The organism is Tardiphaga sp. 172_B4_N1_3 (assembly GCF_052076035.1).
Lineage (GTDB): Bacteria > Pseudomonadota > Alphaproteobacteria > Rhizobiales > Xanthobacteraceae > Tardiphaga > Tardiphaga robiniae.
Genome location: NZ_CP197238.1, coordinates 961,913 through 983,826, shown reverse-complemented (window position 1 = coordinate 983,826; position 21,914 = coordinate 961,913). Strand labels below are relative to the sequence as shown.

General features: G+C 60.6%; 28 protein-coding genes and 1 pseudogene. 7 read left to right on the top strand and 22 right to left on the bottom strand.

Annotated features, from left to right (window positions below; genetic code table 11):
• Positions 1 to 31 precede the first annotated feature (31 nt).
• The 3 genes from AB7783_RS04315 to AB7783_RS04305 form a co-directional block, all read right to left on the bottom strand.
• A complete protein-coding gene (locus AB7783_RS04315; protein WP_441276944.1) occupies positions 32 to 1,381 on the bottom strand; it encodes a DNA-packaging protein in 1,350 nt (449 codons plus the stop codon).
• Positions 1,269 to 1,913 carry a hypothetical protein gene (locus tag AB7783_RS04310; RefSeq protein WP_441276943.1) on the bottom strand — a complete coding sequence of 215 codons (645 nt, stop codon included), beginning with the start codon at positions 1,911 to 1,913 and terminating at the stop codon, positions 1,269 to 1,271. The genes AB7783_RS04315 and AB7783_RS04310 overlap by 113 nt, the downstream gene beginning before the upstream one ends.
• A gap of 76 nt (positions 1,914 to 1,989) precedes the next feature.
• The gene (locus AB7783_RS04305) at positions 1,990 to 2,334 is read right to left on the bottom strand and encodes a hypothetical protein (protein ID WP_441276942.1); all 345 of its coding nucleotides are present in this window, start codon (positions 2,332 to 2,334) and stop codon (positions 1,990 to 1,992) included.
• Between the two features lie 257 nt (positions 2,335 to 2,591).
• Here AB7783_RS04305 and AB7783_RS04300 point away from each other — a divergent pair, with 257 nt between their 5' ends.
• Positions 2,592 to 4,394: a DUF262 domain-containing protein gene (locus AB7783_RS04300; RefSeq protein ID WP_441276941.1), complete on the top strand. Its 1,803-nt coding sequence runs from the start codon at positions 2,592 to 2,594 to the stop codon at positions 4,392 to 4,394.
• 2 nt (positions 4,395 to 4,396) lie between these two features.
• Here the strand turns inward: AB7783_RS04300 and AB7783_RS04295 are convergent.
• A pseudogene (locus AB7783_RS04295) lies at positions 4,397 to 4,603 on the bottom strand (phage major capsid protein); the annotation flags it as partial.
• Positions 4,604 to 4,723: 120 nt separating this feature from the next.
• On the opposite strand from AB7783_RS04295, the gene AB7783_RS04290 reads away from it, so the two are divergent.
• Positions 4,724 to 5,044, top strand: coding sequence for a hypothetical protein (locus AB7783_RS04290; RefSeq protein WP_441276940.1), 321 nt, complete (start codon positions 4,724 to 4,726; stop codon positions 5,042 to 5,044).
• Between the two features lie 541 nt (positions 5,045 to 5,585).
• On the opposite strand, the gene AB7783_RS04285 is transcribed toward AB7783_RS04290, so the two are convergent.
• Together AB7783_RS04285 and AB7783_RS04280 are read right to left on the bottom strand one after the other, a co-directional pair.
• The gene (locus AB7783_RS04285) at positions 5,586 to 6,752 is read right to left on the bottom strand and encodes a trypsin-like serine protease (protein ID WP_441276939.1); all 1,167 of its coding nucleotides are present in this window, start codon (positions 6,750 to 6,752) and stop codon (positions 5,586 to 5,588) included.
• Positions 6,753 to 6,865: 113 nt separating this feature from the next.
• A complete protein-coding gene (locus AB7783_RS04280) occupies positions 6,866 to 8,122 on the bottom strand; it encodes a phage major capsid protein (protein WP_441276938.1) in 1,257 nt (418 codons plus the stop codon).
• Positions 8,123 to 8,331: 209 nt separating this feature from the next.
• Between AB7783_RS04280 and AB7783_RS04275 the strand changes: the two genes are divergently transcribed.
• From AB7783_RS04275 to AB7783_RS04265, 3 genes are all read left to right on the top strand, one after another.
• Positions 8,332 to 8,826: a hypothetical protein gene (locus AB7783_RS04275; protein ID WP_441276937.1), complete on the top strand. Its 495-nt coding sequence runs from the start codon at positions 8,332 to 8,334 to the stop codon at positions 8,824 to 8,826.
• A gap of 120 nt (positions 8,827 to 8,946) precedes the next feature.
• Positions 8,947 to 9,765 carry a putative phage abortive infection protein gene (locus AB7783_RS04270; protein WP_441276936.1) on the top strand — a complete coding sequence of 273 codons (819 nt, stop codon included), beginning with the start codon at positions 8,947 to 8,949 and terminating at the stop codon, positions 9,763 to 9,765.
• Between the two features lie 147 nt (positions 9,766 to 9,912).
• Positions 9,913 to 10,080: a hypothetical protein gene (locus AB7783_RS04265; protein WP_441276935.1), complete on the top strand. Its 168-nt coding sequence runs from the start codon at positions 9,913 to 9,915 to the stop codon at positions 10,078 to 10,080.
• 127 nt (positions 10,081 to 10,207) lie between these two features.
• Here AB7783_RS04265 and AB7783_RS04260 read toward each other — a convergent pair whose 3' ends face one another.
• Positions 10,208 to 10,339: a hypothetical protein gene (locus AB7783_RS04260; RefSeq protein ID WP_441276934.1), complete on the bottom strand. Its 132-nt coding sequence runs from the start codon at positions 10,337 to 10,339 to the stop codon at positions 10,208 to 10,210.
• Between the two features lie 197 nt (positions 10,340 to 10,536).
• Between AB7783_RS04260 and AB7783_RS04255 the strand changes: the two genes are divergently transcribed.
• Positions 10,537 to 11,448 carry an outer membrane protein gene (locus AB7783_RS04255; RefSeq protein ID WP_441276933.1) on the top strand — a complete coding sequence of 304 codons (912 nt, stop codon included), beginning with the start codon at positions 10,537 to 10,539 and terminating at the stop codon, positions 11,446 to 11,448.
• Positions 11,449 to 11,476: 28 nt separating this feature from the next.
• Here AB7783_RS04255 and AB7783_RS04250 read toward each other — a convergent pair whose 3' ends face one another.
• From AB7783_RS04250 to AB7783_RS04240, 3 genes are all read right to left on the bottom strand, one after another.
• Positions 11,477 to 12,193, bottom strand: coding sequence for an HK97 family phage prohead protease (locus tag AB7783_RS04250; protein ID WP_441276932.1), 717 nt, complete (start codon positions 12,191 to 12,193; stop codon positions 11,477 to 11,479).
• Positions 12,194 to 12,422: 229 nt separating this feature from the next.
• Positions 12,423 to 12,605, bottom strand: a complete 183-nt coding sequence (locus AB7783_RS04245) for a hypothetical protein (protein WP_093759004.1) — start codon at positions 12,603 to 12,605, stop codon at positions 12,423 to 12,425.
• Between the two features lie 12 nt (positions 12,606 to 12,617).
• Entirely contained in the window at positions 12,618 to 12,833 is a 216-nt protein-coding gene (locus AB7783_RS04240; RefSeq protein ID WP_089267037.1) for a hypothetical protein, read from the bottom strand.
• Between the two features lie 192 nt (positions 12,834 to 13,025).
• Here AB7783_RS04240 and AB7783_RS04235 point away from each other — a divergent pair, with 192 nt between their 5' ends.
• Positions 13,026 to 14,036 carry a tetratricopeptide repeat protein gene (locus tag AB7783_RS04235; protein WP_441276931.1) on the top strand — a complete coding sequence of 337 codons (1,011 nt, stop codon included), beginning with the start codon at positions 13,026 to 13,028 and terminating at the stop codon, positions 14,034 to 14,036.
• 50 nt (positions 14,037 to 14,086) lie between these two features.
• Here AB7783_RS04235 and AB7783_RS04230 read toward each other — a convergent pair whose 3' ends face one another.
• From AB7783_RS04230 to AB7783_RS04175, 12 genes are all read right to left on the bottom strand, one after another.
• Positions 14,087 to 14,236 (bottom strand): hypothetical protein, encoded by a 150-nt coding sequence (locus AB7783_RS04230; RefSeq protein WP_170849706.1) that lies wholly within the window; start codon positions 14,234 to 14,236, stop codon positions 14,087 to 14,089.
• Between the two features lie 22 nt (positions 14,237 to 14,258).
• Positions 14,259 to 14,801 (bottom strand): hypothetical protein, encoded by a 543-nt coding sequence (locus AB7783_RS04225; protein ID WP_141137162.1) that lies wholly within the window; start codon positions 14,799 to 14,801, stop codon positions 14,259 to 14,261.
• A 5-nt stretch (positions 14,802 to 14,806) separates the two neighbouring features.
• Positions 14,807 to 15,064 carry a hypothetical protein gene (locus AB7783_RS04220; protein ID WP_441276930.1) on the bottom strand — a complete coding sequence of 86 codons (258 nt, stop codon included), beginning with the start codon at positions 15,062 to 15,064 and terminating at the stop codon, positions 14,807 to 14,809.
• 75 nt (positions 15,065 to 15,139) lie between these two features.
• Complete coding sequence (locus tag AB7783_RS04215) at positions 15,140 to 15,820, bottom strand: metallophosphoesterase (RefSeq protein WP_441276929.1); 681 nt, start codon at positions 15,818 to 15,820, stop codon at positions 15,140 to 15,142.
• Between the two features lie 172 nt (positions 15,821 to 15,992).
• The gene (locus tag AB7783_RS04210) at positions 15,993 to 16,823 is read right to left on the bottom strand and encodes an outer membrane protein (protein WP_441229248.1); all 831 of its coding nucleotides are present in this window, start codon (positions 16,821 to 16,823) and stop codon (positions 15,993 to 15,995) included.
• A gap of 203 nt (positions 16,824 to 17,026) precedes the next feature.
• On the bottom strand, positions 17,027 to 18,217 hold the full coding sequence (locus tag AB7783_RS04205; RefSeq protein ID WP_441276928.1) for a phage portal protein: 1,191 nt from the start codon (positions 18,215 to 18,217) through the stop codon (positions 17,027 to 17,029).
• A gap of 36 nt (positions 18,218 to 18,253) precedes the next feature.
• Positions 18,254 to 19,525, bottom strand: a complete 1,272-nt coding sequence (locus tag AB7783_RS04200) for a DNA-packaging protein (RefSeq protein WP_441279637.1) — start codon at positions 19,523 to 19,525, stop codon at positions 18,254 to 18,256.
• Positions 19,494 to 20,219, bottom strand: coding sequence for a hypothetical protein (locus tag AB7783_RS04195; protein WP_441276927.1), 726 nt, complete (start codon positions 20,217 to 20,219; stop codon positions 19,494 to 19,496). Before AB7783_RS04195 ends, AB7783_RS04200 begins: the two co-directional genes overlap by 32 nt.
• A gap of 74 nt (positions 20,220 to 20,293) precedes the next feature.
• The gene (locus tag AB7783_RS04190) at positions 20,294 to 20,461 is read right to left on the bottom strand and encodes a hypothetical protein (protein WP_176454703.1); all 168 of its coding nucleotides are present in this window, start codon (positions 20,459 to 20,461) and stop codon (positions 20,294 to 20,296) included.
• Positions 20,462 to 20,742: 281 nt separating this feature from the next.
• On the bottom strand, positions 20,743 to 21,051 hold the full coding sequence (locus AB7783_RS04185) for a DUF3551 domain-containing protein (protein WP_441276926.1): 309 nt from the start codon (positions 21,049 to 21,051) through the stop codon (positions 20,743 to 20,745).
• Positions 21,052 to 21,080: 29 nt separating this feature from the next.
• A complete protein-coding gene (locus tag AB7783_RS04180; protein WP_176454702.1) occupies positions 21,081 to 21,365 on the bottom strand; it encodes a DUF3551 domain-containing protein in 285 nt (94 codons plus the stop codon).
• Between the two features lie 166 nt (positions 21,366 to 21,531).
• A complete protein-coding gene (locus AB7783_RS04175) occupies positions 21,532 to 21,696 on the bottom strand; it encodes a Flp family type IVb pilin (RefSeq protein ID WP_093759013.1) in 165 nt (54 codons plus the stop codon).
• Between the last annotated feature and the right edge of the window lie 218 nt (positions 21,697 to 21,914).

Here is a 21,914-nt window from a genome sequence, read left to right as displayed (position 1 = left end):
GGGGAAATGGTTCCGTGACTTCGCCCGATTGTCACAACAGCCGTATGCGCGGCCCGCCGCTGGTGAAATTGCTCATCAGCGAGGTGATGCCCCACACCATGGCGTCGAGTCTGTCAGGTGAACGCCCGCTCGACAGTCCCTCGACTCCGAAGTCGCACATCTCGTCTTCGAGATCGGGGAAACAGCCGACATGCTTCACCTTGCCCTGCTCATAGAGCGCCGCCACCGGCTCGGCGCGCAGATATTTACCGCGCGTTGCATGCACTTCCTTCAGTGGCACCGTGTGATCGACCTCGCGCAGCACCGCGCGCACCATCTCGCCGCCCATATTCACTTCGGCGACGATGTTGTTGGCATTGAGCCGGCGATACAGCGCCACAGCCTTGCTCGCCCAGGCGGATGGCGACATGCCGGCAGCAGACGCATCTTCCAGCACATAGAACCAGCCGCTCTCGGCGCGGCCGACCGCGACGATGCCGCAGGCATCCGCGCCCTTGCGCGAGGTGCCCGGTGGATCGATCGCCACCACGATTTTCGACAGCGCCGGCGGCTCCGTCACGCGGCACGCCTCGATCAGCGCCCGCGACCACAGCGCATCCGGCCGGTCCTCGATCAACTCGCCATCGAGCTCCTGCCGCCCCATCCGCGTGCCGGCATAGCGGCCGACCACCGCGTCGAGAAAGGCGGGCGACAGATAATCCTTGTTGGCCACCGTCGGCGCCCGCGTCACCCGCGTGCGCGGATCGACCAGCAGCCGCTTGATGACAGGCAGCGGACGCGGCGTCGTGGTGATCAATTGCCGTGGCCGCGCGCCGAGCCGCAATCCGAATTGCAGCGTATCGAATGCCGCTTCGGCATAGCGCCACTTCGCCAGTTCGTCGCACCACGCCGCCTCGAATTGTGGGCCGCGCAGGCTCTCCGGCTCGTCGGCAGAGAACACCTCGCCCACTGCGCCGTTCGGCCATTCGAGCCGCTTGCGCGTTGCGGTCCATGTCGGCCGCTCATTGCGCGGGCACACCCGCAGCAGACCGGACTCGCCCTCCACCATCACCTCGCGGGCAGCATGCGCAGTCTCGCCCACCAATGCGATGCGGCCATAGGCATGATCCGCATAAGGCCGCGTGCCATGCACCAGCGCCCGCACCCATTCGGCGCCGGTGCGCGTCTTGCCGGCACCGCGACCGCCCAGCATCAGCCAGGTCGTCCACGGCCCGCCATTGTTACCGGTCGCGCCGCATTCCTGATGCGGATGCGCGAAACATGCGAAATCATGATGCAGGCGCAGTTGCGTCTGCAGGCTCAGCCTCTGCAGGAAGCTCTCCGTCAGCCCGGCTGCGGACAAACGCCTCCATGCGCTGCGCAAGCGTGCAACGGAATCCATCGAGATCGGCTGGCATGTCGTCATCGGCAATGGCGCCCGCTTGGCCCGGCTCGCGGAGCCGGCGCACCTTGAACAGGGTTTCCGTGAGCGTGGCCAGCGTCCGCGCCGTCCGCTCGGCTTCGATGCTGCGATGCGCAGGATTGCCGAATTCATTGCGCAGGGCTTCGACCTTGCGCAATTCCTTCTCCACCGCCTGCTCCAGCCTCGCGGCAATATTTGGTGACACGGCTGCCTCGTCGGGCGTCGGCACCATCGCGGGATCGGGCGACGCTTCGCTGGCTGCAGCACCCACCGCCTGATCGGCCAACAGGTTCAGGCGGATGGCTTCGGGCAGATCGCGCGGCGGCCGATCCTTGCGCAGCTTCCAGCCCTGTTCGCGCGCCAGCGTCCGAAGCGTTTTGCTATGGATGCCGAAGTCTGCCGCAATGGACGCCTGCGTCTCGTCGGTGTCCTCGTAGCGTTGGCGCATATGCTCGATTGCTTCCGGAGAGAAGCCGCGCGCGGGGCGCTGGGCGAAGGGGGATGGAGACATCAGACCTCCAGACATTCGACGATGCCATTCAACGGCCAACGATGACGTTCTGACTGTGATCCGGGGACGATGCGGGCTACTTGTGCAACAGTGCGAATTCCCAACGTGGCGAACCCATCAAAATGCCGGTCATTGTCCTCATCGTCTTGCTGATCAGCTTTATTCCGACAATCGTCGCGCTCTGGACGGGACGTGGTCCGTGGATGCACGTGACCTGGGTCCTATCGACGATCACGACGCTCGTGTTTTTTCTTTGGCCCTCGTCCCGTACATTTTTCTTAGTCCCGCCCGTGGGGCCGTTTCTGGCGAGCTGGGGATTGTCTTGGGTGGCGGCGTGGCTTGCGATGCGATCGAAAATCAGAGCAAACTCAAAGCCAGCAAATAGCCTGTAGGGTGGATTAGCGCGCAGCGCGTAATCCACCGACTGCGACCTCGGATGGACGAATGGCGGGTTATGGCGAAGTGCGTCTAACCCACCCTACTGTTTTTCCCCCACCACGCCGCGAGCCGCCGCATGGTGCCGGCGGAAACGCCGACAGCGATGCCGATTGAGTTGATCGGCTCTCGGGTGTCGTTAGATCGAAATTCAGATCAAGTTTTGATGACAACATAGACATTCAGAACCAACTACTGCAATCTAAAATTGCTGCCCGCCCTCCTCAATAGGCAAAAAAACTCATGGCCGACCTCGCGTCACAACCAACTTCAATTCAAACCGTTTATGCGTGGTATCGGGAAAATAAGCTGTTTGTGAACCGTCGGTATCAACGGAAGCTTGTATGGACCTTAGAAGAAAAGCAGAAGCTCATTGAGTCTCTCCTAAAGAAATATCCAGTGCCCGCTATTTTGCTCGCCGAACGCGAGGGCGAGCCTGGCTCTTATGAAATAATCGACGGCCTTCAACGCCTGCACTCAATCGTCTCCTTTGTGGAAAACTCATTCGCGCTTCCCGACAGTCGCTACTTCAACGTCGATCTTTTTCCGACCGCAAAGACAGCGGCATCAGAGGGCGCTTTTGTAATTCCGAAAGACTCGGAGTTCATCAATGCCAAAGAGGTATCGACGATCTTGGATTATTCACTCGCTTTGTCGATTATGAGGAACACAACCGAAAGCGAGGTCAATGATGTCTTCGATAGAATCAATACTTACGGCCACCGACTGAGCGATCAAGAACGTCGACAATCTGGTGTTCAGAATGACTTTTCATCCGCGGTGAGAAATTTGTCGTGCTTGCTGCGTGGTGACGTTTCAAAAGACGTTCTTGCACTTCATGATATGCCATCAATCAGCATCGATCTTCCAATGTCGAACCACGGCTACGAAGTGAAGGCCGATGAGGTATTCTGGGTCGCTCATGGCATTCTGCGGTCCACGGATTTGCGTGACAGCCTCGATGAACAGTGCGTGGCGGACATACTAGCTTGTATCGTTGGAGCTGAATTGATTGAGCGATCTAAGGTCGCGCTGGACCAGCTTTACACTAAAGACGAACCAAGCTCACAGCGCATACTTGACGCGCTTGAAGTCTATGGCGCTCAGAAAGCCACTGATGAAATCAAATTTTGCATCGATGAGTTAATGAAGGTATGCGCCGTCGTCCCCGCTTCAAAGCTTCGTAACCTCATCTTTGACAAACCGAACAACAATGCCTTTCCGTCTGTTTTTGCGGCGATCTTAATCGCATTTCATGAAATAATGGTGGGTGGCGGGAACAAGTTGGCGGATTATTCTGGCGCAAAAGATGCGCTCAATAAAATCGCGACCAGGATTCAGACAGGTCAAAAGGGCACATCTCCCGAAGAGAGACGCAAGAACATCGACACCGTTAAGGGGGTTATTCAGTCCAAATTTGTCAAAGAGAAAGATCTCGCAAAGCTAATATATTCAGATCACACGGTCGTCGATATTGAAGCCGTAATCCGCAGGTCAGAGATTGAACTCGCGAATTATGAGCTCAAACAGGGATTATTGACGCTAGTTGAAAATGGCGGCGAAGACCCCGATATCGTGAGTAAGGTTCTGAAGACGATATGCGCGGTAGCAAACATCGGCCCTCGAGGTGTTGGAAAGATTTTAATCGGTGTAACGGATAAACCTGCGGACGCAGAGCGATGCAAAGCAATCGACAAAATCGATCCTAAGAAAATAGGTAAGCGCTACGTCGTTGGTGTCAACAGAGAAGCGACCCGGCTTGGCATCACTGTCGAGCAGTATTTCTCAAAGTGGAGGGACGGAATCAGAAAATCCGACCTCACATCTGGTCTTCGAGATAGCGTTCTTTCAAATATGGACTACAATTCTTTTTACGGACTAGGTTTGATAGTAATCACCGTACCCTCACAATCAAGTCTTTCTTATCTCGGCGAAGACCTTTACTGGAGGAACGGGGACACCACCGAACTTATAAAGAGCCCAAAGCAAGCGGCAGATTTAGCCGCTCGCTTTGCAAAGGGTGGAAGTGCAGCGGGTCAGGCATAGAACTAACTCACCGCAAACTTTAGAACCTTGATCGCGTCAAAATCCTGCACGCCACCGCCGACCCGCTTGGTCGTGTAGAACAGCACATAGGGCTTGGCGCTGGTGGGATCGCGCAGCACGCGCACGCCCTGGCGGTCCACGATCAGGTATCCCCTGTGGAAATCGCCGAAGGCGATGGAGAGCGAGCCTGCGGCGACATCCGGCATGTCTGCGATACACGCCGCGCACGTCAGATCAGCCTCACACAAGCTCTTTCTGGCAAACATCCATCGCACAACCATCGCCATCACTCTCGCGCAGTGACGCGCTGATCAGAAGGAATGCCCGTCGTGCTGCGCCAGCTCGCCTTCGCCTGCATCGCTGCTGCTGTGACGCTGCCGGCGGCAGCCGCCGATCTCTCGGGCACTTCGCGCTATGGCCATGGTCAGGTGGTAGAGCCGGCACCGCTCGCTGGCCGCGGGCGTTACCTTGCCGTCGAATCCCCGCCATTCGACAAGATCATCACCTATGCGCCCCAGGGCGCCGGTCCGCTTCAGGTTCACCGTTATTTCGGCCCGCCGCAGGTTTCCTATTACTACAGCCACTATGGCGCGCCGCCGGAGCTGCTTGTTGGCCGCCAGCAATTTGGCTGCAACTACCGCTATTGCTGAACCATAGAGCATGATCCCGAAAAGTGGCTTCCCGGTTTTCGCCGACAAACGAATTCGTTTGTCGAGGGATCATGCTCCAACAAAAGAGCAAGCGGCGGACGACGGCACGTCGCCCGCGCCAACCGCCCTGCGATTTCACCATAGGAAAATGGACGTGACCTTAAGACACACTTCCGAGTTCGGCGTTGAACCGCACGAGAAGAATCCGGCGTGCTTCCTATCGCGCTAAGGCGCTCTGTATCCCTCAAGTGGCAGCCGCTTGGTACCAATCGCGACCAAGGGCAGTGATCGACCCGGCTTTTGCTTCGCGGCCGCTTCGCATATGGCAGCGACCACCGCTTGTCCGACTTCAATACCAACGCCTACGCCTGGGGGTAAACCAGTGAGAGCAGTCACCGACTTTGTGACTAGATTCACTGTCGGAACCCATTTGCAGGTCCTTTGAGTCTGATCAATGATTTCGCCGGTGGTGCAGCCGCTCAACAGGACAGATACGGCGACAACACCAATTACCGATACAATCTTCATTTTCTTCCCCCCGCTATTGAGCAAAAGCGCTCGTTGGCACACCGCTGGCGATGAGCCAGTCCCTGACTTTCTTCGTCGTTAGCTTTACGTAAATGCCACCACTGCCACAGGCAGAGTCCGGTCTAATAGACCGAGACGTAACCGCCGCGAGATACAAATTCACACTCTCACCGAGAACGTATGTTGGGCCGCCACTATCGCCTTCGCAGGTGTCTCGATTCAGACCTGCAGCGTTCAGTTCGTCGCCTTCGGCACAACTGTAAGCGCCGGTGCGATACTGTGGCTCAGTGCAGTCATAGGAAGCAATTGGAATATCTATCGCAAACTTTACGCCGGCAGTGCCCGCTGCAATCCTTCCGAAGCCGACAGCTCTCACGAGTTTTGTGCGACGGATGAGTTCCTCGGTGGCGATCTTTCGTATCTTCACTCCATGGATCGGAGTCTTGAGTTTAAAGAGCGCCAGATCTCCCTTATTGAGGTTCACCAGCTGTTTGGATGCAGTATCCAAAAGGTTGCATGCTATATTTGTCTTCGACTTTGCTAAGTCGATTTGCGCGCTCTGCGATACGATCTCTAAGCTCAATCCAACCGTCACATCAGCACTTACTTTATCGCAATAACAGTGAGCAGCCGATAGAACATGGTTTGGAGTTATCAACGTTCCAGTGCAGATCCCTTCGCCGCGGATGAGTACCGCGTCCGGATAAATGTCTGGCCGATCAACCTTTTCTCCTCGCCAAATCCTTGCAAATCCATTTGATTTCTCGTTGGTCAGCGCCGCTCTGACATTCTCTCTGAATACGGGAGAATCTTCAGGCGCCAACTTGTCGAGGCCAACTGAATCGGACTTGGAAACTAATGGCTTCGCCAATGAGCTTGTAATCGGTCCCGTAGATGACCCCGTCACGAGGTCGCGAAATACTTTCGACCGAGGTTCCCCGGTAGATTTAGAAACGACCTTGGAGCGATCGTAGTCTTTTAGAACTCGCTCCAGCCGCAACCGTTTTATCTGGGCCTTCCTACCCTTGCCCAATCGAGTGAGGTAGGTGTTCGACAACTTATTGCTGGCAAGCTCGACTCGGCCTTTTGGCGCCGGCCTGGATTGGATATTTTGAGAGCTTGCCTGCGCTCCCCCAAAAGCACTGAAAAGAATAACCGCCATAATCAATCGTAGGGTCATCAAGCCCCCGGACTATCATTTCTAAAATATCGATGACCTTATAGCGACGGGGCAGATAAGCAATCAGTAGTTGCGCGAATGCCCAAAGTTTCTGAGATTAGCTTATTCGCCCCTCAACTCACCGCAAACTTGAGCAGCTTGATCGCGTCAAAATCCTGCACCCCGCCCCCTACCCGCTTGGTCGTGTAGAACAACACATAGGGCTTGGCGCTGTAGGGATCGCGCAGCACGCGCACGCCCTGGCGGTCCACGATCAGGTATCCCCGGCGGAAATCGCCGAAGGCGATGGAGAGCGAGCTTGCGGCGACATCGGGCATGTCCTCGGCTTCGAGCAGGGGAAAGCCGATGAGGCTTGATTTGCCGCCGGCCACCGCCGGAGGCTGCCACAGATAGACGCCGGTGGAATCCTTGAATTTGCGCACGGAGCTTTGCGTCTTCCGGTTCATCACGAAAGTCGCATTCTGGCGATAGCCGGAGCGCAGGGCGTAAATGAGATCCACCAGCACATCCGATGGATTCTCGCTCGGGAATGCGCCGGCCGCGCCGCTCGGCACATAGCCGATATTGCCCCAGCTCCAGGACGCGTTGGCAATTGTCGAGTACGCAAGGAAGCCTTTCGGCTTGTTGTTGCCGTCGCCGTTCACGAAGGCCGCCCCCTCCTGCATCGCGAAGACGAGTTCGACCTCGCCGGCCAGCCACTCGTCGATATTAACGGCGGAATCCTCAAGCAAGGTCGCAGTGGCTGCCGGCATGGCGTAAAGCTCCATCGCCGGGAATGCCAGTTCGTCGAGCACGGGCGACGTCGTCTGCGATCGTGCCGCCGTTTCACCGACCCAGCCGGTGGCCGGCCCCGCGGTTATGAACGGCTTGCGATAGATGCCGCCGGAGATCGAGCGCGACGACGAGAGCGAGCGCATCGGCGACAAATCCTTGAGCCTCGCTCCAATCTCCGTCTCGGTTTCCTCCGGCACCAGATAGCCACCATCGGCATTGGAGCCGACCGACATCGCCTTCGTCTCGATGGCGCGCAGGGCCCCACTCTCACCATTGCGAATATAGGCATCGAAGGCTGACTTGTGTTCGGAAGGTTGGGGGCGCGCGGCGCCGTCCGCAGCAAGTGCGGGCCGCGCGCCCTTCAGGGAAAGCTGATCGAGACGTTGCTGATGCGCGTCGAGGGCGGCGTCGATGCGCGCCACCTTCTCCTCGACGAGAACATCGCCGGATCGTTTCTCGATACTGACGAGGCGCGCATCGTTCTCGGACTTGAAGTCTTCGAAGGTGCGCATCATCGCGTCATAGACGTCCTGCGCATCGCCGGAGGGAATGCCGGCCTTGATTTCGAGCGCGCTCTGGTTGTGGTCGAAGGTCATTCGCTTCTCCTGGTAAGACATGGGTGAAGGAGCGGTACGGCGATGCCGTAACGCGTTGTAAAAACTGAATTTTGGGTCGTGTTTGCCGCCGCGTCGGGTTGACCGCCTGGCCACAATGTTCTTATTTTGTTCTTATGTCGTCAGAGGGCCAAAACAGACGTTTCCCGCCGCCTTGGCGGGTCCAGAGCGACAACGCCGATAGCTTTCGCGTGGTCGATGCCAACGGCATCACGGTCGCCTGGGTATACAGCCGCGACGATCTGCAGAAGTACAGTTTCGGCCACGACAAGCTGACATCCGACGAAGCCCGGCGCATCGCCAAAGGCATCGCGCGGCTGCCGGAATTTCTGATGAAGCGGCATGGCTTCTATCCGCGCGGCTCGGGTCATTATCGGTGGCGTTCGGACCGCCCCTATCATGTCGCGCTCGAAGACACCTATGTGCGCGAGAACTGGTTCGACATCGACGAGATTTGCAAGTTGAACGGCATCCCCTTCAATCCCACCGGAGAGCGGATCGGTGGCGGCGGCCGATGGCGTGTCTTCGATTTCACATGGCAGATGGACGCCATTCTGTTCTGGAATCACTTTCAGGCACGATGGCTGCACGGCAGCGAATTTCATTATCCGGACAAGCCGGCAGACTTGCCGCAACTGAAACTGCCGCAGTCATATCGGTTCAACAAACCACGGCCGGAGCGATAAACTTCAACGGCCGAGGAATGTCACACTTTTTAGTTGATAACAAAACAACATCAAGACGGCCGCCACTCATCGCGGTTAGAAGAAGCAAGCGACGGTTCATATCTCTGCTAGGTGCGGTGCATGACAAGAACAATAAGCCAAGCCAAGCCGGGACTCGGTCGTCCCTTCGCTTTTGCACTCCTCGCGCTATTCATTTTAGCAACTGCCATTATCGGTACCGCGATCTACGTAGGATACCATAATGTTGACTGGTACAAAGACCTCGGAACGTGGGGAGATTTTTTCGGCGGTACTCTCAATCCAATCCTGACGTTCCTTACGTTCATCGGCGTTTTGCTAACAATCGCCCTTCAGAAAATCGAAATGAACCTGACGAGAGAGGAACTCGGTCGTTCTGCTGATGCTCTGGAGAATCAAATTCAAACAACGCGAAAGCAAATTTTCGAGTCAACGTTCTTTCAAATGCTCTCGCTGCACAACAACATCGTCAACTCAATCGATCTATTTAACAGCGAGACCGGCGTTACAACGCAAGGCAGAGATTGCTTTCGAGCTTTCTATACTCGGTTGACAAAAATTTATCGCGACAATCAAAAAAAGGCTCAAAAAAATCATTCAGACGAAAAAATACTTGAGCTCTCCTACAAGCTCTATTGGAAAGAAGTGCAACTCGATCTCGGTCACTATTATCGCTACCTCTTTAATATGATCAGGTTCGTCAAGAAGAACTCACCGGATGACGATTTTTACATCAAGCTGATACGATCCCAGCTTTCTGATCAGGAACTCTTACTGCTATTTTACAACTGCCTTTCGGAGCAGGGCCAAAACTTCAGACTGTACGCTGAAGAATTTGCATTGTTCGACAATATGCCACGACGATTACTTGAACAGGAACATCGCGCCAGATTTTCTCCGGCCGCTTACGGCGAGCAGTAAGTATTCGGCGATCACTCCCAATCCAGTGCGAATATTCGGAAGCGTGGCGCAATCGTGATATGAAATTTGATCTGGAGCAGCGAACCCACTAGCCTGAACGGCGTTATGGTTCGGTATTCCGGTAGATTGCCACGCACGGAGTTGGCGATGATGAAGCATGCTCAACCACCGATGACGAAATACGACCAGTTCCTGCAACAGGCGAACGAACAGATGCTCGCCTTCGAGCGGCGCGAGCGTGAATTCCGCAAGCAGGATCGTGAGGAGCGCGCGGCGCAACTGCACCTGCCGATCCCGCGCAACGAGCTGCACTAGAGCCGTTCGCGCGTTGCGCCGCGCAACGCAGCGGCGCAGCCAATTTTTCCCAGTGCTATTTTCCGGCCAGCGCGAGAGCGCAGCGAACAGGCCTGTGTGGGCCCGCACACTGCGCTCCCGCGCCGTGTCACCGACGCCGGTGCATCCGCGGCGCCGGCAAGACCTGTCCGATGTGAGCTTGCGAGGTTTGTCCAGTCGCGCGCGGCAGCGCAAAGGCCGCCTTGTGCTCGGGCGCAGCGTCGGTGATGTCGTAGGTCATGGTGTGGTCTCCGTGGGGGTTCGTGAACGTTGGAGGAAATCGGGCACGCGAACGCGCCGCGCGGCGTTGATTGGCGATGATCGAGGTCACTTGTCTCGGACGCGGCGGAACTGTGCGGAATGGCACAGACCCGCCTTCCCCGCTCTGCCTAGGCTGCTGCAAGCGGGGATTCGCCCCGCCGCAAAGGGGGGAACGACATGCGCAACATCACCATGACTGGAATGCTCGCCGGCCTGGTCGCGGCCGGAGCCGCGCAAGCGGCCGATGTGACCGTCAAGGCGCCGCGGCTGCCGCCGGCCGAGACCTCGTGGGTGCCGCACTCCGGCTTCTTCGTCGGCATCGGCGGCAGCGCCAATACGCTCGATTTCGGCACCCAGAATGTCTATGCGGTGGGGACGTCGGACGTCTTCACCAACGGCGTGCTGACCTCCTCGGGATCGGCCGCCGGCCCGGCGACGCTGTATCCGGACGACCGTGCGCAGATCGCCTTCTCGGCGCAGGGCGGCTACTTCTCCCGTTTCTCCGGCAGCGACTGGCTGTGGGGCGCCAAGTTCGGCTACAGCTATCTCGGCGCCAGTTCCAACATCCGCGCGGCGCTGCTGCCGCAGGTGGGATCGTTCACGCCGACCGGCACGAGCACGGTGGTGCCGTTCACCGGCAACGCGCTGGTGCAGTCCTACCAGATCCATATCGATCACCAGATGACGTTCGTGCCCTTCATCGGCCATGCGTTCGACCGCGGCTTCGTCTATCTCGGCGCCGGCCCGACGCTGACCCGGGTCCGCACCGACCTCAACGGCCTGATCGGCTTCGCCGACCTCAACGGCAACCGCACCGACGTCTCCGGCGCGCCGATCAACCTGACCAGCAAGAGCTGGGTGCTCGGCGGCGCCGCCATGGTCGGCGCCACCTACTTCCTCGATCCGACCTGGTTCGTGGATGTGAACTACATGTTCGCCATGACCGAAAACAACACCGCGAACTATGCGAGCCCGTTCACCAATCCGAACGGCACCGGCGGCACCACCAACCAGGGCACCATGGTCGGCACCGCCGCCGCGCGGACCCAGACCCAGGCGATCACGGCGACGATCAACAAACTGTTCTGAGCGCGCATCGCGGCGCGGCGCGTTGTCCTCAGCGCCCGGCGAACCGGGCGTGGGCGGCGACGCCGTGCAGCGCGCGTTTGCGATCGGCGCGGGCGCGCAGCGAACAGGCCTGGACAGGTCCGCCCGCTTTGCGCCCACGCCGGATGACCAGCGCCGGTGCATCCGCGGCGCCGCTCAAATCGGTGCGATATGAGTCGATGACGTGTTGGCCGGTGAGCTGGGTCCAGTCGCGCTCGGCCTGATCGCGTAGCCGCGACATTGGCGCGTCCTTCACGGCACTCACCCGCGCGCCGTTCAGCAGCGGGAATGTGACGATGGACACTTCCCAGAGATCGACCTGATAGAGTTTGCGCACCCGCGTCTTCGGCTCGATCTGGCCGCGCTGGGTGCGATAGCCGATCGACAATCCATCCACCGCGCCGGCCTGCAGCAGCGCCAGCAATTCGCGGGCGCGTATCACATCCGGGATCAGCCGGCCCCGCGCCCATAATCCGCGCAGGTCTTCCTTCATCTCGAGCCAGACGCCGACGGGCTCGGAGGGATCGTGCTGGAACAGCATCGGGATCTTTCTGAGACCGCGCTGCTTCAGCGTCTGCGTGAAGGCGCCGGGCATCACCATGTCGCGCGCCTGATCGATCTCGCCGAACAGCGAGGCATAGCCCTCGATCACGCCGTCCGGCGTGAGTGCGAGGCGCGCGGGAGATGGCTGGGGGAATGGCGTCAGGAATGGCGTCGGGGCATGCATCGGCGGCCTCCCAGGATGCGGGGGGGAAGAAGAGCGACAATCGATGTCAGGAGTGTCCCCTCTCCCCCGGGCGCAGCGCAGCTGCGTCTGGCGGGAGAGGGTCAGGGAGAGGGGGCGCGACACGCGACGTCGCTTGCGGCGCCCTCTCCCGCCTTCGCTACGCTCAGGCACCCTCTCCCGCGGCGCACGGCTTCGCCGTGCTGGAGGAGAGGGAAAGAAAGAATGCGAACTACACTTTCGCGCGCCGCGGCGGCTTCCGTCGTGCCGCCGGCTTCACCCGCGGCCTCGAAGCTAGCGCCTTGCGCTGCAACTGATCGAGATGAGCGAGAAATTCCCTGAAGACACTGAGATGATCCTTGCCCGCTTTCGTCTCCGGGCGGATCGAACGCATCACGTCGTGCAGACTGTCCATGGATGATCCCTCTCAGATGTCATCGGTGTCGTCGCGCATGCGGTGGCGGCGATGCGCACGGCGGTTGAAGCGCGCGAGCTGGCGCACGAATTCGTCGAAGCGGCGCGAGGCGCCGGCGAGTTCGCGCAGCGCGAACAGAGCCGCAGCGCTGGCGACGCTCGCCCACAGAAACAGAGCGAGATGCGCGAGGTCGCCGCGCTCAGTGAAAATGCGGATCAGGTCATCCATGGCGATTGTACTTCCATCTTGCGCGCACCCGCTGCCGCGTTCACGCGCCGTCGAACCTTTCGGCTGACGCCGCCGACCAAGCAGCAACGCCGTCCCGGCTCCCTCGCCATCCGAGCACGACACATGCACCCGAACGCACGATCTGGCCTGTCCTTGCGCCTATCCTTGCGCCTGCCGTTTTGCAGCACGCTGATGGCAATGGCGCTGGCCGCCAGTGCCGCCGCAACGCCGACTTATGCCACTGCCGCCACACTGGCCGGCCCTGGCGGCGATTATGCCATGTGCCTGAAAGGCCGCGGCACGAAGGCGATGGAGGCCTGCGACCGCGCCATCGGGCTCGACTATTACCGCGGCGGAGATCTGGCGGCGCTGCATCGCAGCCGCTCGCTCTTGCATGAGACCTATAGCGAAACGGATGCAGCCATCGCCGACGCCGACGCCGCCATCCGACTCGAGCCGGACGACGCATCGGGCTACGCCATGCGCGGCCACCTCTGGCAGGTCATGAAAGTGTATGACCGGGCCATCGCCGATTTCAGCGCCGCCATTCGGCTGCGGCCCGACGATGCAGACTTCTACAAGGACCGCGGCAGCATCTGGTTCGACACCGCCAAGCCCGACCAGGCCATCGCGGATTTCGATGCCGCGATCCGCCTCGCGCCGAACGACGCCTCCGCGCATGAGCGCCGCGCCCGGGCCTGGAAAGACAAGCACGATCTCGACCGGGCCATCGCCGATTACAGCGAAGCGATCCGTCTCGATCCCACCAATGCCGTGACAGTCTATTGGCGCGGCCGCACCTTTGACGACAAGGGCGACAGGGACCGCGCCATCGCCGATTTCGAGACAGCGATACGGATCAGTCCGGACTATCCCAGCGCCTATAACAGCCGCGGCGTCATCCACTACATGCGGAACGATCTCGACCGCGCCATCGCCGATTTCAGCATGGCCATCAAGCTCACCCCCGAGTCTGAGCTCTATCTGTTCAACCGCGGCGCGGCCCTGATCGACAAGCACGAGCCGCTGCGCGCTATCGCCGATTTCGATGCCGTGCTGACGCACACGCCCGACAATGCCAAGGCGCTGTATTACCGCGGCGTGCAGAAACGCGTCACCGGCGATGCCGAAGGCGCACTCAACGATATCGCTGAGGCGACCCGCATCGATCCCGACTGGGTCGCGGCACAAACCACGCACTAGACGCCTTTGCGGGGAGCCGTAACGCGCAGCGCGATACGCACCGCCATCTGTCAGCGATCGCGATGGACGTCCCAGTAATTGGTCACACCCTCTTCATGATTCCTGCCGCTGGGCGGCGCCCGCGGCGTGTGCAGGAAGGCGCGATATAGAACGGCGAGGATTCCGATCAGCAGCAGCAGCGGCAAGATCCAGTCCGGCATCGGCATGTCCCTTCGTGTGTTACTAGGCCGCAAACAGCGGTTCCATCGGCTGGCCGTCGAGATCGCGCAGATCGTAAGCGGCGCCGAGCGTCACCAGCGCATGATGCAGCAGGCCGAACGGATCGGCGGGAATCCCGAGGCCGAGCTGTTGCTGCAGCAGCGGGCGATTGGTTTCGATGGCCGGATCGTTATCGATGGCGTCCGCGTCCAGGTCAGCGCCCTCGTCATCCAGCATTGCGCGCATCGCGGCCAGATCACCGTCGCAGCCCGATGCGATCTGTTCCCACCAGGGATGTTCGACAACGAGTTCGAGGAATTCCTGCAGGCTGGCGGCGACGATGCCGGCCTGCCCTTCGCTCGTCAGGTGCAATACATGCTTGATATCGCCGACCAGCGCGAAGACCCCGCCCGATCCGTTCTGCCCGACGACCTCGAATGGCTGCAGCGCGGTGACATCGATCCAGACCGGACCGTGGGATTGATTGTCCGTGACCGTGAATTCGAACGGCCACAACATGTCGCGCAGCGCTTGGCTGGCGCCGAGCATCGCCGGTGTCACAGTCATGGCGATCACTCCGTCCGCGTCGCCACCGCGCGGCGCAGGCGCCAGAACCACACCAGCAGCAACCCACCAGCACCGATGCCGACAAGACCACCGATCACCAGTGCCTGCACGCGCTCAGTGCCGGATGACGACAGTGCCACGACCGCGCCGGCCACGAGGCAGGTCGCTCCTACGGCGTCCCCGACCCATGGCCATCGCGCTGTCACCCAGCCCCAGACGAGCTCGGCAAAAAATTCGACGACGGTTTCGATGATCGAGGACATGCCAGCGTGCCGGTTCAGTTGCGTTGCCGGTTAGGCGTCGCGGCGCGGTCTTTGGTTCAAGAGGTCATATCCGCCTCAAGGCGCCGGCGGCGCGGTGATCTCGATCAGCTCCACCGGCCCGCCCGGCAGCGCGTCATCGAACACGCCGATCACCAGCCGGCCGGTTTTCCAGGCATAAGTATCAAGATTGCTGCGGCCCTGTTTCAACAGCGGCCCATCGGCATGGCGGTCATGGCCATGCACCACATGGCGCGCGCCCTCGCCTGCATCATGGCCGGACGCGTCATCATCCGCATAGCGCTTGGTCATCAGCAATACCGGATCCTGCTGCGCCAGCGGCAGCGCGGGATCGACGCCGGCATGGACATAGACGCGATGCGCATCCATGTGCCACAGCGGCCGGCCATCGAGCCAGTCGATGTCATGCACCGGCACATCGGCGATGTCGCCGCCATAGGAGGCGAGCGCGGTATCGCCGCCTTTCGTCATCCAGTTTGCCATCGCCACATCGCCGCGCAGCGCCGCCACCATCAGCGCATCGTGATTGCCCTTGAGCATCGCCAGCCGCAGGCCAAGTGCCACCCCTGCCCGCAGCCGCGCAATGACGCGGCGCGAGTCCGGCCCCTTGTCGACATAGTCGCCGAGCACAATAAGCGTGGCGTCTTCACCAGCCCGATGCGTCTCGATCCGCAGCAGTGCCGCATCGAGCAAATCGCGTCGGCCGTGCAGATCAGGAATGACGTAGGTGCGGGGCATCGCGCAATCATATCCCAACCGGCGCGATCTCTCCACCGGCGCAACTGGGCAGCGGTGATACGTCCCGTTCTCTGTCATTCATGTGACATGAGCCGCATGCTCCGTGCATTGCCACAGAAAAAGCCCGGCACGAGGCCGGGCTCTTACGTTTTCGGGACAAGATCTCAGGTCATCAGTAGCGCGCAACCACCGGGCTGCCGAACTTGTAGTTCAAACCGACGCGCACGGTATGGAATGTGAAATCCTGCGAGATGTTCTCGCGGTAGTTGAAGCCCGGCGGAGCGAAGGTGCTGCCCGGAAGATAAGTCGAGTTATAGGAAATGCTGCCGAGGTCGGTGTAGAGATATTCGAGTTTCACCGTCCAGTTCGGCTGGAAGGCATGCTCGACGCCAGCGCCGACCGTCCAGCCGACCTTGGTTTCGCTGCCCGAGCCGGTCTTGTTGTAGCCATTGCTCGACAGCAGCGTCCAGCTGCCCTGCACATCGCCGACCGCCAGACCGCCAGTGGCGTACCACAGCGTATTGTTCACCGCGTAACCCAGGCGCGGACGCACAGTGGCGAACCAGTCGCTCTTGGTGGTCTCCGTGAAATTGCGGGTGATGAAGCCACCATTGAGGCCCGACAAGGCAATCGTCTTGCTCATGCCGGACGCGTTGATATCGGCCTCGAGGCCAAACACCCAGCTGCCGACCTGATAGTTGTAGCCGACCTGCCCACCGCCGACCACGCCCTGCGGGCTGTAGCGCTGGTTGCTGAGGCCGATCAGTTCGTTGCGGAAAGCAGGCGATTCAATGGCCCAGCTGCTGGTCGGATCGAGAACCGTATCGGCTCCGCTGCGACCGAAGCCGTAGCCGACATTGCCGCCGATATACCAGCCGGTCCAGCTGTAAACGGGATCGACCATCACCGGCGCTTTCGTGTATGGGCGCGGCGCCATATCAGCGGCCCATGCAGAGGTTGCGCTCAAGGCGAGAACCGAAGCTGCCAGAATGATCTTGTTCACGAGAATCTCCCAAGTCTGTCGTCTTATTATGTCAGCGATCCTAGGCCGCCCACGGCCCGAATGCTGTCACGCGACGGCAACACCCACGGTCAAACTCAACCCCTGATTGTGAACAAATGCGCAATACACTCCAGTACTGTTCGCGTCTGTCCATGACGTCGGGCGGGTCCGTCCGCACCGCTTGGGGAACGCGTTGCAGTCACCTACCCCAGCCGGTCCCCGCCCTCCACCGGCGCATAGCCCACCGCTTCGCGCTTCTCGTTCAGCGTCAGGAAGTCCGCGCTGCTGACGCGCTCCCACAGCGCGGTGCGATCGGCGGCGAGCGCATCGACGCGGTCGGTGTCGATGTCGATGCGGATGCCGTCGCCGAATTCGGGCGCCAGCCATTGCGCCAGCGCGTTGCCGGTGCGCGCCGCCAGCGGCAGCACGGTCTGGCGGAAGAACACGCGGTTGGCTTCCTGGAAGTTCGCGAATGTGTTGTCGCCGGGGATCCCCAGCAGCATCGGCGGCACGCCGAAGCTGAGCGCGATCTCGCGCGCGGCATTGTGCTTGGCGTCGAGGAAATCCATGTCCTTCGGCGTCAGCGACATCGCCTTCCAGTCGAGCCCGCCTTCCAGCAGCAGCGGACGCCCGGCATTGGCGGCGCCCTGATAATTGCCCTCGAGTTCGCGCTTGAGGCGATCGAATTGCGGCTCGGACAGCACCGATCCCTCCGGTCCCGCATAGACCAGCGCCCCCGACGGCCGCGCCGCATTGTCGAGCAGCGCCTTGTTCCATTTCGACGAGGCATTGTGGGTGTCGAGCGCCGTCGCGGCGGCGTCGATCGGTGCCAGACCATAGTGATCGTCGAGCGGATGAAAGAAAGTCAGATGCAGGATCGGCGGTACGCCCGACGCCCGCTGATCGAAGCGCACGCTGCGGCCGCCGACGCTGTAGTCATAGGCCTCGGCCCAGCCGTCGCTGCCAGGCACGACTTTCATGCGATCCGGCCGCAGCGCGTAGAGTTCGCGGACCTCGTGCTGCCGCACCTGCGTGTCGAGCATGACGGCTTCGACATAGGCGTTGCCGGCGAGCAGCAGATGCGCATAGAGCGTTTCGAAGAACACCCCGCCATCCTGCCGCGGATTCGGCCGCGTCAGCAGCTGCGCCAGCGGATGCGCCTCGCGTTCCTGCGCACCGTCGAAGACGAGGAAGCTGCATGCCGCAGCATTCTCCGCGATCAATCGCACGGCGCGATGCACGATGGCGTTGGAGAGATAGCCTTCGCGGGCGAGCGCCGCAAAATCCTTCGGCGTCCAGCGCGCACGCCCGCCGCTCTCGAATGCGAGCACGCGCGCGGTGCGCGACGCCTTCACTTCCGGCGCGGCCAGATAGGCTTTCAAGCGATCGAACATGATATGATCCAATTCAACTGTGCACGGGACACGAGGTCACAACACCCTGATCCTTGGCCCATCCCCGCGCGGCACCAGCGCCAGCGAGGCAACCGCCCAGACCATGGCGTCGAGACGATCCGGCGAGTGCCCCGACGACAGGCCCGAACTTGCGAAGTCGCACATCTCGTCTTCCAGCGCGGCAAAACTGCCGGCATGTTTCACGCGGCCCTGCTCGTACAGGGTCGCCACCGGCTCGGCGCGCAGCCATTTGCCGCGCAAGGCGCGCACCGGCGTCACCGGCACGGTGTGGTCCACCTCGTTGATCACACTGCGCACCATCTCGCCGCCCTGGTTGACTTCCACCACCAGCGCGTCGGCCTCCAGCTTGCGCCACAGCGCGATGGCCTTGTTGGCCCAGGCTGTCGGCGTCACTGACGATACGGTGTCATCGGCCAGCACATAGACGATGCCGCCCTCGGCGATCCCCGCCGCAACGATGCCACAGGCATCCGCACGTTTGCCCGACGACACTGGCGGATCGACAGCCACGACGATGCGTCGGAGCGGCGGCACCTCGCGCACGCGGCATTGTTCGAGCAGCGCTCGCGACCACAATGCATCGGGCCGATCCTCGATGATCTCGCCGTCCAGTTCCTGCCGTCCCAACCGCGTGCCAGCATAGCGATCCATCACGCTCTGCAGAAACGTCGGCGCGAGGTTGAACGCATTCACTACGGTTGCGGCGCGCGTCGTCACCGTCGTCGGATCGCCCATCAGGCGTTTCAGCAGCGCCGTCGGCCGCGGCGTCGTGGTGATCATCTGCCGCGGCCGGTGGCCCAGCCGCAGCCCGAATTGCAGCATGTCGAACGTGGCTTCGGCATAGCGCCACTTCGCCATCTCGTCGGACCATGCGCAGGAGAATTGCGGGCCGCGCAGGCTCTCGGGGTCCTCCGCGGAAAACACCTGAGCGACCGCGCCGTTGCTCCATTCCAGCCGCTTGCGCGACGGCATCCAGACCGGGCGCTCGTGATCCGGATGCACACTGAGCAGCCCGGACACTCCCTCGATCATCACTTCACGCACGTCGTGTTCAGTTTCGCCAACAAGCGCAATGCGACGGGCTTTTTCGTGCGCTAGTGGCGCCTGACCGAGCGCCTGCGCACGCACCCATTCGGCACCGGCGCGTGTCTTGCCTGCGCCTCGTCCGCCAATCATGAGCCATGTCAGCCACGGCGCACCATTCGGCGCGATGTCAGGCGGCACCTGATGCGCATGCGCGAAGACATTCCAGCACTCACTCAGGAAGCCTCTCTCGCCCCGCGTCATTCCCGTCGACAGGAATTGGCGGTCGCCCGCCAGGCCGTCTTGCAAGACGTTCAGCAATGCGTCGACGGAGTTCGTCGAGGTCTCGGGGGCGGTCGTCATCTTCGGCGGGCCTCTGTTCGTTGTCGCCCTGCACTTTCTTCAGTTCGGTCAATGTGCGCGCCAGGGAAGCCAGCGTGCGGGCGCGGCGCTCGGCCTCTGTGCGCAACGCTTCATTCAAGCGCCGGCGGCCAACGATCTTCTGGATCGAATCGAGTTCGCGTTCGATGGCATGGGTAACGCGATCGGTCAGCGGCGCGTCAGGCGGCAAATCATTGAACCGATCGACGGCCGTTCGCCGTCTTGCACGCGGAGCGCTGGACCGCTTCTTGGTAACAGCTTTCATTGCGGCCGGTCGCTTCTTGATTTGAGTTGGAGGTATATCAACTTCAGCAGCGGATGCTGGTTTCGGCCTCCCCGGTCCGGCGAAGATTGTCGTTGCCGCAATCGTCCTCTTCCGGGCCGCCACGCTGGCCCGGATTTTTTCAGCGGCTGCTGCCATGGTGGCCGGGTCAACGGCGCTCCATGTTTTCTGTGAATTCTTTACTTTCGAGTTCTTGGAGCTCTTCTTCGCCGCCCTTGGTTTCCGCGCGGCCTTCACAACGACAGAAGCCCGCGCCGGCTTTCTCGCCGGGCGGGCTATTGGCTTTCTGACCATGTTGGGAACTCGTTGCTGCTGTCAGTCGATCGTGCCGGACTGACTGAAATTGATCGGCCGATCGCCGAAACCGATCACGTCCTGAAGAACACAAACCAGACCACGCCGAGGATCAGCACAGCGAGGCCGAGGCTGATCGCCAAAAGCGCGAGGATCGACGGACCCGGTTCGGCCTGGCGTGCCTCCGTCGCGGATTCGACGATCTGCTCTTTTTGCTTGGTTGCCGAATTCCTGATTATCATGGCACCCTCGTTTGGCTTGCTGTTGGATGCCGATGAGATTCCTTGCGGCACCGTATGGAAAGCAACGCAGGATTTGGATCGATGTTCCGGGTATTCACCGCACACCGGGCTAAACAGCACGGCGCAGATTCGCCGCCAATCAGCAGCGGCGTTTCCTGCGAACCCAATTGTGGAGCATGCCGCAAACCTACTTCGACAGCGCAACGCTGTCAAGGCTAAAAGTCCTATGACTTGAATTTAGTCCTTAACTCGGAGTTTTGTCCGCGCGATCAACGCGCTGGCTATCGCGGCGGCTGCGACCACGCCGCTCCCGGCGCACCGGTGATCTTGCCGGGATAGTCGATATTGACCACGCAATTGCCGCGCAACGCAGCCGCGGCCTGCAGGCACTGCTGATAGTCGAAGAACCGGCAGATCTGCGGCACACTCCCCGGCCCGCGGGGGCCGCCGGTCAACACGCAGAACGGCGGAATACCGGAGCTGGCCGCGACCGATGGCCGCGCCTGCGCAGAATCCACAGCCGGCAACGACGCCGCCGCGATTGCAATCGCGGCCACAGCCCATACGAGCCCGCGAATCCTTGTTGTCATCGATGTGTCCCTCACGAACCGGCGATCACTCAACGCGCGCGCCGGCGACGTTGGGGCGCGGGTTCCGTGGCAGCTCCGCCGCGATACTCGACATTGCCCACGCAGTTGCCTCGCGTACCGACGGCAGCATTGATGCATTGCTGGTAGTCAGAAAAGATGCAGTTGCTGACATAGGAGGATTCGCCGTTGGCGCCACTCTGGGCGATGCAGAATTGCGCACCAGCCGCCGAGGCCGGCGTTGCTCCCGCGAGGACGAATGCCGCAAATCCCAAACCGGCCAATGCCGAAAGCTTCAAACGCGAATTCAATGTCATGATGGTCATCCATATGAAAATACGCAGGCTCGAGGCCCGCGCACGATCATATAGGGTGCAACACCGCAATCGATAGGACATTCACAACATTGCGTTTCGACAAGACAGCCATGTCTTTTGTCGATTGCAATGGCGGCGCGCCCGGCACCGGCTGGTCTTCGCTGCCCTATTTCAGCGAGGTATTCACGGCGGCGTAGCGCCCGTTCAGCGTGGTACCAAGGCCCTGCACAGCCACGATGATCGCGAGGCTGATGCCAGCAGCGATCAGCGCATATTCGATGGCCGTTGCACCGGACTCATCGTCGATAAATTTCGAAATCAAACGCAACACGGAAATCTCCTCATACGGCCGCGGATTTCTTCCACGCCGTCCCCTGAAAACTGCACTCAACCTAAGCGGCAGAGGTTGCAGGAAGGTTCACCAACAGGCTCAATTATGAATTAATCATGCGGTAACTATGTGTGCGCTCGCCCGGAGCAGCGGGACTTGGGAGTATCGTGGGGCCGGGTATCGTCTGCATTTCAGCTTGCGCTTAACCAGAAGTGTCG

Coding starts and splice junctions, on each gene's coding strand:
- AB7783_RS04315 (WP_441276944.1), bottom strand. CDS start 1,381: ATGGATTCCGTTGCACGCTTGCGCAGCGCATGGAGGCGTTTGTCCGCA.
- AB7783_RS04310 (WP_441276943.1), bottom strand. CDS start 1,913: ATGTCTCCATCCCCCTTCGCCCAGCGCCCCGCGCGCGGCTTCTCTCCG.
- AB7783_RS04300 (WP_441276941.1), top strand. CDS start 2,592: ATGGCCGACCTCGCGTCACAACCAACTTCAATTCAAACCGTTTATGCG.
- AB7783_RS04285 (WP_441276939.1), bottom strand. CDS start 6,752: ATGACCCTACGATTGATTATGGCGGTTATTCTTTTCAGTGCTTTTGGG.
- AB7783_RS04280 (WP_441276938.1), bottom strand. CDS start 8,122: ATGACCTTCGACCACAACCAGAGCGCGCTCGAAATCAAGGCCGGCATT.
- AB7783_RS04270 (WP_441276936.1), top strand. CDS start 8,947: ATGACAAGAACAATAAGCCAAGCCAAGCCGGGACTCGGTCGTCCCTTC.
- AB7783_RS04265 (WP_441276935.1), top strand. CDS start 9,913: ATGATGAAGCATGCTCAACCACCGATGACGAAATACGACCAGTTCCTG.
- AB7783_RS04260 (WP_441276934.1), bottom strand. CDS start 10,339: ATGACCTACGACATCACCGACGCTGCGCCCGAGCACAAGGCGGCCTTT.
- AB7783_RS04255 (WP_441276933.1), top strand. CDS start 10,537: ATGCGCAACATCACCATGACTGGAATGCTCGCCGGCCTGGTCGCGGCC.
- AB7783_RS04250 (WP_441276932.1), bottom strand. CDS start 12,193: ATGCATGCCCCGACGCCATTCCTGACGCCATTCCCCCAGCCATCTCCC.
- AB7783_RS04245 (WP_093759004.1), bottom strand. CDS start 12,605: ATGGACAGTCTGCACGACGTGATGCGTTCGATCCGCCCGGAGACGAAA.
- AB7783_RS04240 (WP_089267037.1), bottom strand. CDS start 12,833: ATGGATGACCTGATCCGCATTTTCACTGAGCGCGGCGACCTCGCGCAT.
- AB7783_RS04235 (WP_441276931.1), top strand. CDS start 13,026: ATGGCAATGGCGCTGGCCGCCAGTGCCGCCGCAACGCCGACTTATGCC.
- AB7783_RS04230 (WP_170849706.1), bottom strand. CDS start 14,236: ATGCCGGACTGGATCTTGCCGCTGCTGCTGCTGATCGGAATCCTCGCC.
- AB7783_RS04225 (WP_141137162.1), bottom strand. CDS start 14,801: ATGACTGTGACACCGGCGATGCTCGGCGCCAGCCAAGCGCTGCGCGAC.
- AB7783_RS04220 (WP_441276930.1), bottom strand. CDS start 15,064: ATGTCCTCGATCATCGAAACCGTCGTCGAATTTTTTGCCGAGCTCGTC.
- AB7783_RS04215 (WP_441276929.1), bottom strand. CDS start 15,820: ATGCCCCGCACCTACGTCATTCCTGATCTGCACGGCCGACGCGATTTG.
- AB7783_RS04205 (WP_441276928.1), bottom strand. CDS start 18,217: ATGTTCGATCGCTTGAAAGCCTATCTGGCCGCGCCGGAAGTGAAGGCG.
- AB7783_RS04200 (WP_441279637.1), bottom strand. CDS start 19,525: ATGACGCGGGGCGAGAGAGGCTTCCTGAGTGAGTGCTGGAATGTCTTC.
- AB7783_RS04195 (WP_441276927.1), bottom strand. CDS start 20,219: ATGGTCAGAAAGCCAATAGCCCGCCCGGCGAGAAAGCCGGCGCGGGCT.
- AB7783_RS04190 (WP_176454703.1), bottom strand. CDS start 20,461: ATGATAATCAGGAATTCGGCAACCAAGCAAAAAGAGCAGATCGTCGAA.
- AB7783_RS04185 (WP_441276926.1), bottom strand. CDS start 21,051: ATGACAACAAGGATTCGCGGGCTCGTATGGGCTGTGGCCGCGATTGCA.
- AB7783_RS04180 (WP_176454702.1), bottom strand. CDS start 21,365: ATGACATTGAATTCGCGTTTGAAGCTTTCGGCATTGGCCGGTTTGGGA.